Below are 12,400 nucleotides of genomic sequence, written 5' to 3'. Positions count from 1 at the left end.
TTCCTTTAATAAACATGTTCTTTATAACGATCTTGTTGCTGACTAGCTTGGGTTTTAGACTTAACTTGCGCACTTTCCCTACGATAAGTACTCAATTTATAATAGTCATCTCTATTTTTATATTGTGGTGTTTCAACTTTATTATGTGTTTGTTTCTGACTAGATTCATTATCAATAGGTTTAAGATTAGTCGCTTGTACAATATATTTCGGTCTATGTTTAACTTCATAGTATATACGACCGATATATTCACCTATCACGCCAATAGATATAAGTTGTATCCCCCCTAATAGGAGGATCGCAGCAATAGTTGTGAAATAACCAGGTATGTTAATACCTGAAATTAAAATATTAATAAATAAATAGACGATATATAAAATACTAATTGAGAAAGTAAACATTCCTAAATAAATCATCATACGCAATGGCTTATTATTAAATGAAATCAAACCATCAATACCATAATTTAATAGTTTTCTGAATGTCCACTTCGATTCGCCTGCTTCACGTGTCACATTTTCATAAGTGAATATCTTAGTATTATAACCTATCCACTCAAATAATCCTTTCGAAAAACGATTATACTCATCAAGTGATGTTAAGGCTTGCACCGCACGTTGGCTTAGTAATCTAAAGTCACCCACACCATCCTCAAATTGAATATCCTCTACAAAAGTATTGATCATTTTATAATAAAAACGAGACATAGATTTGCGAGCGAAGTTTTCACCTTTACGGTCTCTTTTAGCAATAACTTGATCATATCCCTCTAAATATCCTTCAACCATTTGAGGTATATATTCAGGAGGATGTTGTAAATCGCCATCAATCATCACTACAGCATCATGATCAGTGCTATTTTGATAACCAGCAATCATTGCAGCTTCTTTTCCGAAATTTCTACTAAATGATAGAAACTTAACATGGCTATCGTAAGCAGCAAGATTTTGTAAATGGTCAATCGTAGTGTCCTTGCTACCATCATCAATAAATAATAAATCGTATTCATAGTTTTTAACTGAACTATCCTTCGACATAATTTCAGTCAATTTGTCATAAGTTTTTAATACGACTTCGCCTTCGTTATAACAAGGAACGATGACTCTGACTTTCATCTGATTACATCCTTTTCTATAAATTGATTTAATAATATTTTATCAATTTCTTAATAGTATATTCTAGCCAAAACTATTTATTTACATAATCTTAACTTTAGCTCAATACTTATTTCTACCCTTTATTATAAATTAATAAATATATTTTCTTCAAAAATAATGTAAAAAATAGAACTTTTTAAAGTTTACGCAGTCAATCATCACTATGCTTGATACTATTTCAAATCTCCTATACTCACCTCATCGGGGTCTTTACCTTGACGTGCACCTTTATTTAAACTATCAATTTCCGCAACATCTGTGAGTTCTAAGTTAAAATCCAATATATCAAAGTTTTCTTCAATTCGTTCTGGTGTCTTAGATTTAGGTATAATCATTCGATTATGTGCTAAATGCCAGCGTAAAACAATTTGAGCAGGCGTTTTATCATAACGTTTCGCTATATCTACTATTGTCGGATCATCTAATAAACCTCTATTTCTCATTAGAGGCATCCATGCAGTTACCTTAATGTCATGGTCATCACAAAATGCTTGAACGTCTTCCTGGTTGAAATAAGGATGTAATTCTATTTGGTTAACTTGAGGAACTACTTCCGTTTCCTTCATTAACTTTTCCAAATGATGCTTTTTAAAGTTGCAAACTCCAATAGCTTTAATTTTACCTTCTTCATATAGTTTTTCTAAGGCTTTATAAGATTCTATGTACAAACCATCTTTTTCGCATGGCCAGTGAATTAGAAATAGATCAATATAGTCTAAACCTAAGTTTTCTAAGGACTGATTAAAATATTCAATCGTATTGTCATATCCTTGATAATCATTCCATAATTTAGATGTAATAAATAAATCTTCTCTATCTACTCCTGAATTCTGTAAAGCTTTACCTAATGCTACTTCATTTCCATAAAAATATGCAGTATCAAAAGCACGATAACCTGTTTCTATAGCAGTATTCACTACATTTTCCATATCTTCATCAGTAATTTTATAAACACCTAAACCAATTGAAGGCATTGGATATCCATTATTTAAAACTTGTGTATCATTTACCATTTATATTTCTCTCCTTTTTATCCAAACTTTTCATAGGTTTGGAACAAAAATATAATTTATTAAAATTAATTTTGTAGTTCTCTCCCATCATGAATGATTTGAAATATTTCTTTTAAATTGTGTCATTAAGCATAACTTATCGCCTATATGAGATACAAATAAAGACGCTTAAACATTAAGTTTAAGCGTCTTAAAAGCATTATGAATCAGAATTTTCACTTTCATCTTCTTCATCTACAGATGGTCGATGATTATTAAATTCATATTTTAAATTGATCCAAATAATTTGATGATTGTCGATTTCAGTAATAACCCAACGATCATACTCAGTATCAACATAATCATCTTTTTGTAAATTCGTATTGCGTGATTGAAGCCAACCACCAATTGTATCTATGTCTTCAGAATCTTCAAATTCGATACCATATTGTTCATTAAGATCATCTAATAGTACACGACCATTAATCTGATATGTTGAATCGTCCAATTTAACGATGTCATTCACTTCATCATCATCAAACTCATCACGAATTTCACCAACGATTTCTTCTAGAATATCTTCCATAGTCAAGATACCAGCTGTGCCACCATATTCGTCAATGATTAAACTAATATGCACATGTTCTCTTTGCATTCTTATAAGCGCATCACTTATGCGAGTAGTTTCTGAAATCATTGGCAACTCATGAATGTAGTTTGCAATTTTAATCGGTTTACCTGAAGCATATTCTGTTAAAAATTCTTTAACGTTTATAAATCCTTTTACATGGTCTTTATCCCCATCTTCAGTGATAGGATAACGGGTAAATTGATGTTCTTTTATCGTTTCAAGTAACTCATCCACGTTAAATGGTTCATTGAGTGTAACCATTTGCGTACGTGGTACCATGATATCTTTTGCATGGCGTTCGTCAAATGAAAAGATATTCTGCATATATGCAAGCTCTGTTTGATTGATTTCTCCGCCGTTATAACTGTTATTTATAATAATTTTAATTTCTTCCTCTGACATCGCATCCGATTGAGCGTCTGGATCGAAACCAAACATTCTTACAATCACACGTGCCGAACCATTCATTAACCAAATTAATGGTTTCATGATATTACCGAAGTAATAAAGCGGTCTTGAATAAAGTAATGCGAGTTGTTCAGTATGTTGAATCGCAAATGATTTAGGTGCTAATTCACCTAATACCACGTGTAAATAAGTCACAGCAATAAATGATATAACAAATGAAATTGTCGTAGTTAATGCATCAGGTAAATGCAATAAGTCGAATAGAGGATGTAATAACTTTTCAAAAGTGGGTTCCCCTAACCAACCTAAACCTAATGATGTAACTGTGATACCTAACTGACATGCAGATAGGTAATAATCTAAGTTAGCTATCATTTTTTTGACTATTTTTGCGCTTCTATTTCCTTCTTCAACTAATTGTTCAATTCGCGTCGATCTCACTTTAACAAGTGCGAATTCAGATCCAACGAATACCGTAGTTAATGCAATCAAAAGAAAAAATGTGATTAAACTAATTATGGTCGAAGTTTCCAATTAATTCCCTATTTCTAGGGATTCACCTCCATATTATATGTGTCACGCATAGGTAACACGTTTTTAAAATCATCGTTATTAAATAAGTGACGACTACATGTTAAGACCTTCCCATCGTGACACCCCCCGAAAAAAATGTAATTTCTTCTATTTTATCATACATCGTTTCTAGAATGTTAAATATAAACTCAATGCTATATTATAATCAAAACAATTGTCCTAATCAATGTTACACATTACTTTCCAAAATGATGTGGCACACCGTTTTTAATTGTTGTTTTTACATTGCACTCATCGTCTAATATAACAATATCTGCATCTTTACCCATCTCAATGCTTCCTTTAACATCGTCTATGCCTAAAGCAATAGCTTGATTTAAACTAGTTACGCGCCATAAACGTTCTAAACTGTCTCCTGTAAAATTAATCAAATTTCGTAGGCCGTCATTCATTCTTAAGATACTGCCAGCAAGCGCGCCACTTTCTAAACGTGCTTCTTTATCTTTTACAATAACGTTTTGACCTCCTAAATCATATTCACCCTCCGGCATACCTTTTGCTCGCATCGCATCAGTAATTAGATAGCAATTCTTATTACCTTTAAGTTGGTAAGCAAGAGCGATAGAAGCAGGATGTGAATGTACACCATCAACAATCATTTCAGTTTTCAAATTTTTATTTAACCACGCAGCACCAAAAACACCTGGATCACGATGAGCAAATCCAGTAGCAGCATTATATAAGTGGGTCACGTGTTTAGCGCCACTCATAACAGCTTCATTAGCCTCATCGAACGTCGCTACAGTATGACCAATAGAAAATATAATATTATCCTTTAAGGCCTTTAACGTTTCTTGTGCTCCTTCAACCTCTGGGGCAAATGTAATGATTTTAATTAAACCATCTGCCACTTTTTGGAAAGCGTAAATTTGATCGGCGGAAGGACGCTGAACATATTTAGGATGTTGCGCTCCTACTTTATGTTCTGAAATAAATGGTCCTTCTAAATGAACTCCAGCTATTTCTGCTGCGTTAGCAATGTCTTGATGTGCTTTATAAGTCACAATATTTTTCAAAGCTCGGTTAATATTCTCTGTAGATTGAGTCATTGTTGTCGCTAAGAAGGAAGTGGTACCTTCAGATAGTAGTGATTCTGCTAAATGTTTAAGTCCGTCATATGAGGCATCCATTGCATCTTCGCCATATCCACCATGTATATGTATATCTATAAATCCTGGTAAAATATGTTGTCCCTTAGCATCGATATATTGAATTGATTCATTAGTATCTGTTTCTTCCTCTTGAAAATGCCCGGACCCGACGCTTAAGATTTTGCCTTCTTTAATGTGAACGAAACCTTTGTCAATCGTTTGTTCCTCTGTGTATATTTTCCCATTCGTTATTACATATTCTGACATTCTTTAAACCTTCTTTTCTTTATATTGTCATATTGTTCTTCAGCTATTTTATTATATCTTTATTAGCGCCTCTTATCATTCATTTCTATTTATACCTGATACCTATCTCATATTAAATGCATTTTCTCTACTTAGAAAAATGCATTAAAAAAGCCCTTGCCAAACAACAATGTTCTAGCAAGAGCTCTTCATAATTTATATTATTCATCCATAGCTTTAGATGCTTGGATTTCATTTTTAGTAACTTTTGGTTTTAAGAAACCGTATAATAGTGCTGAAACTAACGTACCTACAACTAATGCAAGTATAGTTTGTAAGACATGACTGAAGTCAGTTGCAAGAATTACGATAATACCACCATGTGGTGCGTTAATTCGAGAGCCTAGACCTAGTGCAATTGCACCTGCAACTCCTGAACCGACCATCATTGATGGAATCACACGTAACGGATCAGCTGCAGCAAACGGAATTGCACCTTCAGTTATAAATGATAATCCCATTACATAGTTCGGAACGATTGAACCTCTTTGTTCTTTCGTAAATTTCTTTCTAAAGACTAACATTGTTGTAGCAATAGCTAGTGGCGGAATCATACCACCAATCATAGCTGCTGTAATTGGCGCAGCATTTCCTTCAGTTAATGCTGCAGTAGCGAATACGTATGCAGCTTTATTGAATGGTCCACCCATATCAATTGCCATCATCGCACCTACAACTAGTCCTAATAACATGATGTTTGAACCTGATAAACTATTTAAACCATTTAATAATAAATGATTAAGCCATGAAGCTGGAGGATTAAAGACATAAACCATTAAAAGACCAGTAATTGTTACTGAAAGCACTGGATAGATTAAAGTTGGTTTTAACCCTTCTACTGCTTGCGGTAATTTACGTGTAATATATTTTATTCCTTGAGTTAAGTAACCCGCTAAGAAACCTGCAATAATACCACCGATAAATCCTGAACCACCTGAAATTGCTAGCATACCACCAACTAAACCGGCAGCAAAACCTGGTTTATCTGAAATACTACGAGAGATGAAACCTGCTAAAACTGGAATAATTAATGCGAAGGCACTATTTTTACCAATGTTCCATAATTGTTCTGCAAACGCATTGTGCTCAGAACTTTTAGGATTAAATGAATTTGGCCCGAATAAGAATACTATCGCCATTAAAATACCACCAGCAATTACAAGTGGTAACATATTAGAAACACCATTCATTAAGTGTTTATAGAATGCTTTACCAGGGCTAAGTTTCTCTTCGTTTTTATCGTCATTCTCTTTTGCACTATCGCCACGAGCAACAAATGGTTTGCGACTAGTGTCTAATGCAGTGTTAATTAATTCCTCAGGACGTTTTATTCCATCTGCCACTGGCACTTCAACAACATTCTTACCATTAAAGCGATCAGTCTCTACATGAACATCTGCCGCAACTATAATACCAGTTGCACGTTCAATATCTTGTTCAGTTAAATGGTTTTTCACACCACTTGAACCATTAGTTTCTACTTTAATTTTAACATTCATTTTTTCAGCTTGTTTTTTCAAAGCATCTCTAGCCATATACGTATGTGCAATACCCGTTGGACAAGCAGTTACAGCTAGAACATATGGCTCATTACTATCATTAGCATGCTCACTTGCTGAGGTACTTGCCACAGCACCTGAAGCATTTGCTTCATTTTCTTGCGCTTCTGCTTCTTCCTCTTTAGTAGCTTCATCATCAGCTTCATCTATAATTTGTAATACCTTTTCAGGAGATTCAGCATTAATTAACTTCTCACGTACATTTTCATCCATTAAAATGCCTGAAAGTTTAGCAAGTGCATCTAAATGAGTTTGTGCGCCACCTTCTGGAGCAGCAATCATAAAGAATAAATGTGCAGGTTGCATATCTAAACTTTGATAATCTACACCTTCTTTAGATTTACCAAATGCGATTGCAGGAGATTTTACAGCTGCAACTTTTGCGTGAGGAATCGCAATACCTTCACCAATTCCCGTTGTACTTTGTGATTCACGGTTATGAATAGCCTCTTTAAATGAAGCAACATCACTAAGTTTTCCTGCTTTATCTAATTGATTGACTAATTCATCTATAACCCCATTTTTATCTGATGCAGATAAATCCATTGCAATTGTATCTTTAGTTAATAATTCTGTGATTCTCATTAAATTCACTCCCCATCAAGTACAGAAACCGTAACTTGAGATTTAATTTTTTCTATAGCATCCCTAGTTGCTAAATCTTCTTCAAACGCAGTTGCTGTTCCTGAAGCCACTGCTTGTTTAAAAGCATCTTGGATAGACAATCCTGATTCTAAGCCTGCTACCATTCCAGCAACAGTACTATCTCCAGAGCCTACAGTATTAATGACTTTACCTTGTGGATTCTCAGCTTTAATACTTTGGTGTTCGTCCACATAAATCGCACCGTCGCCACCTAGAGAAATGATCACGGATTGTGCACCTTTTTTAAGAATTTCTTTACCGTATTTAACAACATCATGATCACTTGATACAGTCGTATTAAACATTACTTCAAGCTCATCTTTATTTGGTTTAATAAATAGTGGTCGGTACGGTAATACAGTATCAACTAAATCTTTTTCAGCATCTACTACAAGCTTAGCGCCTGTGTTTTTAGTTATCTCAGCAATTTGAGCATAAGCATCACTTGGAATACTATTAGGAACACTACCAGCTACAATAACTGTATCTTCACTAGTTGTATTTTTGATTTGAGTTATCAGAGCTTGAAATTGCTCTTGTGTCACCTTAGGACCTGGAGCATTTATTTCAGTCTCTTGACCAGATTTGAGTTTTACATTAATACGAGTATCCTCATCTACTTCAATAAAATCTGTATGAATTTTACTTTCTTCTAAAGTTTTTGATATAAATTTTCCTGGAAAACCACCAGCAAAACCAAGTGCAGTTGAATCAACATCTAGAGTTTTTAGTACTCTTGAAACATTTATCCCTTTACCACCTGCAAATTTATACGTTTCTTTTGCTCTATTTAATCCTTTTAATTCGAAACCATCTGTAAACATGATGTAATCAATTGAGGGATTAAATGTAACTGTATATATCATGATTGTCCTCCTAAAAAATGATATTGATTGGTGTACGCTTCAGTGACTTTATTTTTTAGCGCCTTCTGTGAAGTAATGATTTTAGTTCCATCTAGTAATGGTACTCTTGCAAAATAAACTTGGTTAAATTTCGTTTGATCGACAAGTACATATTTCTCACTAGATAATTTCATTGCCGTCTCTTTAATTAAAGCTTCTTGTTCATCTGGTGTTGTAAAACCATACTTCGAATCCATACCGTTCATTCCGATGAATGCACGATCAAAGCAATATCTTCTTAACGTTTCCAATGCATTTGCACCTACAGTTGCCATTGTTGTTTCTTTCACTTGTCCACCAATCATTAAAGTGTTTATCCCATTCTTTAATAACTGTTCCACATGTGTCATCCCATTCGTGACAACAATGATATCTCTCGCATCGATATATTGAATCATTTCCAAAGTAGATGAACCTGCATCTAAGAAAATGCATTCGTTGTCTTGGATTTCTTGAGCGGCACGTTTACCAATTTCTTGCTTTTCTCGTAGGTTCTGTGTCAATTTCTCAGTCAATCCAGGTTCTACTACACGATTTTGATTAAGGGTTGCCCCGCCATGAACACGTTGCAATTTACCTATCTTTTGTAGTTTGGATAGATCTCTTCTGATCGTTGAAGCACTACACCCTGTTCTATCTATTAATTCTTGGAGTGTTAAGAAGTCTTTTTTAGCTAATTCTTGCAATATCAAATCGTGACGTTTTTCTGAAATCACTTTTATCACCCCATCTCAATTATCATTATAATGAGTGCGCTTACATTTTTCAATCATAAATTATCATAAACAATCAAAAACATTCATTTTGTGACAAAATAAAAAACATCTAAATTAATAGATGTTTTATAAATAATCAATATGAACGCGTAAATACGGGAGTTTAGTATCAATAATCTATTCTTTCAAAACCAATCATAATATTACACATATCCCCTCTTATTTATGTGTAATATGTGCCACTTGCGCTTGAGTTATCTCTATAAGATCGTCTACTTGGATGATGATTTGCATACCACGTTGACCACCACTAACATATAGTTTGTCTAAATTTTTGGCAGAAACATCAATAGTAGTTGGAAATAAATGTTTCATACCTATAGGTGAGCAACCACCTCTTACATAGCCAGTAACTTGTTTTAGTTGCTCTAATGGCATTAAGTGAAGTTTTTTCTCGTTTACTACATGAGCCGCTTCCTTCATATCTAATGACGCATTGACTGGAATTACAAAGACGTAGTGGTCATGATTCGCGTTTTCAAGCACAAGTGTTTTATAGACTTCTTCAACATTTGCACCAACCAATTTAGCAATTTGTTCACCATGTTGATGTTTATCCGAGACTTCGTACGTATTCATCTCATAATTAATTTTTGCGCGATCAAGCATACGCATCGCATTTGTTTTTTTAGTTTTAGCCATCTTTCCACCCTCAATATTGTAGCTTTGATTCAATATATTTTAACATGTCCAACAACAATTCGTATTCTTTAAACGAATTGCTATATTTTCTGCATATATAAAAATTCACTCTTTCTAGAATTATTGAAAGAGTGAATTATTATCTCGAATGAGATTGTTCATTATTTACATGGCCATCTTCATCTACTGAAATATTTGTGTGTTGTTTACCATTAGCATCTGAGAATGAATATTTAGCTTTAGGTGATTCACTCTGCATATGGTCAATTTTATAATTAGTTTTCAAATGATGATCTGCGTAGTTTAAAGCTATCACGTTGCATTCTTGTGGTGTGAATTTATAAGATGTTTGATTGTTTGTAGTTTTATTATTGAATTTATTATACGTTATCTCATTATCTTTATCGTTCTTATCTTTTTCAGATGCTTTAGCCGTATAGTTTGAATGTAAATTAAATGTATCTTCGATATAAGAGACTTTATTTACTTTTGAAAATGTACATATCGTTTGATGTACTTTTGCTAAAGCATTTTGGTTTGTAGCTAGGAAAATTAATCCTACTAAACAAATTGATAGTATTACGGCTACAACACTCAATAATATATTTTTCAAATTCATCCCCTTACCCACATTTCTCTTAAGATTTTCATCTATCTTAACATATTAATTTTTGAAAAAAGATATGTAGGTTACAATTTAAATAGATTGTAATGTTTGTAACATTTATATTAATGAAGTTGTTACTTTTGTTACATAAAAGACGCATATAAACTTATTTAGGTACTTAAAATTTACGGTTCTCAATGTCTATAAATTAACAAAACACTCTAAGTTGTACGTTTTTCGTAATCTTAGAGTGTTTAATGATTTATATTTTTATGAAGATTGTGATTGCTTACGCCTAGTTCTTAGCCACTTTTCAATAAAGATAATTACAATACCACTTAAAGAAACTGCTATAGCCATATATAATGGAAACTCTAAGTTTACATCGAATAAGGCTCCTGCTACTAAAGGTCCAATAAAATTACCCATACTGGTAAAAGTGGAATTAAGACCTCCAGCAAATCCTTGGCGATCACCTGCAATATTTGAGAAATAATTCGTTAAAGCTGGACGAATCATATCAAAACCTATAAATACAATGAAACTAATTACCATAATTGTCCAGTAACCATTGGCTAGTATCAACATCACAAGAACTATTGCTGAATAGAGTAAGGAGCTTGCTATAAAATTAAGTTCAGTCATATACTTCATAAATTTATCAAAGAAGAAAACTTGGAATACAGCACCAAAGATGCCCCCACCCGTAATCGCAATTGAGATATCTTTAGGTGAATAATTGGCTTTCTCAGAAGTGTATAATGAGAATAATGTTTCAAAAGCTGACAAACCAAATGCCAAAACTAACGTTAATATAACGGGTGTAATGAACACTTTCCAATTGATTTTAGTAAATAATTCAGGTTGATATTGATGAAAGCCATCTGTCGTTTCTTTTTTAGGATTATGAATTAAAACGAGAGACATTGTAAACGCGATAGCTCCTAAAGATCCTGCAAAATAGAACGGCAATCTATGTGAGATTTCAGCTAGAAATCCACCAAACCCAGGTCCTAATATAAAGCCAGAATTAATAATGGCTGACATATACCCGAAATTCTTAGCTTTATCTGCGCCTTTAGAAATATCAGCAATCATGCCTGTGACGCCTGGCATTACCATTCCTGCACTAAATCCACCTAACACACGTGAAATCATAAGAATAGTAAAAGTCTGTCCAGCAGCAAACATAAATTCTGAAATTGAAAATAAAACAAGGCCTATGCAAATGATGAGTTTCTTGCCTAATTTATCCGCCAAAGTACCTCCAAATGGAGAAATAACCATTTGTGACAGTGCAAATGCGGCAACTAATACTCCTAAATCGCTCCCTTTTAAACCTAAATCTTTTAAATAAACTGGTAATACTGGGATAACAAGGCCAATTCCTAAGAAAATTAGAAATATATTAAAGTACAATGTAAATAATTGCTTTCTCATAAGATGCCCTCCTCTCTACATGTAAGACTGAAAACTCATTTTAATTCACGACGTTTGAAAATATCTGTTATCTATCAAATTAAAAATGTACTTATTAATGCGTCTTGTTTAATTAACTTAAAGTTTCTACATTGTATAATATTTCATTAACATTTTACAATAAATATTCCTAATGTTTTAAGCGCCTTGCAATTGTGTTTAGTATAATTAAGTTGCTATAAATATAAATAAAAGTCTATAATGATGGAACATCAAATGAATAGCAGTACCATGTACTTTGATTAGAGAGATGAAAATAGTGTAGGTTCAATCACTGATATTGCACAATAAAATGAAAGATTATGAGCAGTGAGTCATTTAGAAGCAAGTACGATAAGGTGACTTTAAACTTTTAATTTTAAGGCTCAAAAATAAGAATCTAAAGATATCAATGAAATTTAGAATGAATTACTTTATCACATAATAACTCATTTATTGATGATAAACTATTTGCTCATTTATAAGCTACTTTCATACCTTAAACCTATGAATCACATCGTGTATATCTCTATATAGCTAAAATATCAACTACTGCATAAAGAATGATGACAATGACATCTATAGCTATTAATCTAAAACATCATTTAGTCATAGGACTTAATTTATTA

The 12,400-nt window shown here is 33.1% G+C and carries 10 protein-coding genes; all 10 read right to left on the bottom strand.

From position 1 onward, the window contains the following. Nucleotides 1–5: 5 nt before the first annotated feature. Nucleotides 6–1,115, bottom strand: a complete 1,110-nt coding sequence (locus tag HMPREF2642_RS06510) for a glycosyltransferase family 2 protein (RefSeq protein WP_023350684.1) — start codon at nucleotides 1,113–1,115, stop codon at nucleotides 6–8. Nucleotides 1,116–1,330: 215 nt separating this feature from the next. Continuing rightward, nucleotides 1,331–2,170: an aldo/keto reductase gene (locus HMPREF2642_RS06505; protein ID WP_030059109.1), complete on the bottom strand. Its 840-nt coding sequence runs from the start codon at nucleotides 2,168–2,170 to the stop codon at nucleotides 1,331–1,333. A 199-nt stretch (nucleotides 2,171–2,369) separates the two neighbouring features. Then, entirely contained in the window at nucleotides 2,370–3,722 is a 1,353-nt protein-coding gene (locus tag HMPREF2642_RS06500) for a hemolysin family protein (RefSeq protein ID WP_002432987.1), read from the bottom strand. Nucleotides 3,723–3,958: 236 nt separating this feature from the next. After that, nucleotides 3,959–5,140: an N-acetylglucosamine-6-phosphate deacetylase gene (gene nagA / locus HMPREF2642_RS06495; protein ID WP_049428796.1), complete on the bottom strand. Its 1,182-nt coding sequence runs from the start codon at nucleotides 5,138–5,140 to the stop codon at nucleotides 3,959–3,961. A 200-nt stretch (nucleotides 5,141–5,340) separates the two neighbouring features. Next, nucleotides 5,341–7,323: a PTS fructose transporter subunit IIABC gene (locus HMPREF2642_RS06490; protein WP_037548336.1), complete on the bottom strand. Its 1,983-nt coding sequence runs from the start codon at nucleotides 7,321–7,323 to the stop codon at nucleotides 5,341–5,343. Nucleotides 7,324–7,328: 5 nt separating this feature from the next. Beyond that, nucleotides 7,329–8,249, bottom strand: a complete 921-nt coding sequence (gene pfkB, locus HMPREF2642_RS06485) for a 1-phosphofructokinase (RefSeq protein ID WP_030059112.1) — start codon at nucleotides 8,247–8,249, stop codon at nucleotides 7,329–7,331. Beyond that, nucleotides 8,246–9,004: a DeoR/GlpR family DNA-binding transcription regulator gene (locus HMPREF2642_RS06480; protein WP_002433491.1), complete on the bottom strand. Its 759-nt coding sequence runs from the start codon at nucleotides 9,002–9,004 to the stop codon at nucleotides 8,246–8,248. The genes pfkB and HMPREF2642_RS06480 overlap by 4 nt, the downstream gene beginning before the upstream one ends. A 219-nt stretch (nucleotides 9,005–9,223) precedes the next feature. Then, entirely contained in the window at nucleotides 9,224–9,706 is a 483-nt protein-coding gene (gene ybaK / locus HMPREF2642_RS06475) for a Cys-tRNA(Pro) deacylase (protein ID WP_030059113.1), read from the bottom strand. A 139-nt stretch (nucleotides 9,707–9,845) separates the two neighbouring features. Continuing rightward, entirely contained in the window at nucleotides 9,846–10,325 is a 480-nt protein-coding gene (locus HMPREF2642_RS06470) for a hypothetical protein (protein WP_002433156.1), read from the bottom strand. Nucleotides 10,326–10,583: 258 nt separating this feature from the next. After that, nucleotides 10,584–11,753 carry a multidrug efflux MFS transporter NorA gene (gene norA / locus HMPREF2642_RS06465; RefSeq protein WP_002433129.1) on the bottom strand — a complete coding sequence of 390 codons (1,170 nt, stop codon included), beginning with the start codon at nucleotides 11,751–11,753 and terminating at the stop codon, nucleotides 10,584–10,586. Between the last annotated feature and the right edge of the window lie 647 nt (nucleotides 11,754–12,400).

Origin of the sequence: Staphylococcus sp. HMSC055A09 (genome assembly GCF_001809655.1) — a bacterium.
Lineage (GTDB): Bacteria > Bacillota > Bacilli > Staphylococcales > Staphylococcaceae > Staphylococcus > Staphylococcus capitis.
Note: the sequence above shows the minus strand (reverse complement) of the source record. Positions and strands in the feature narration are given on the sequence as shown.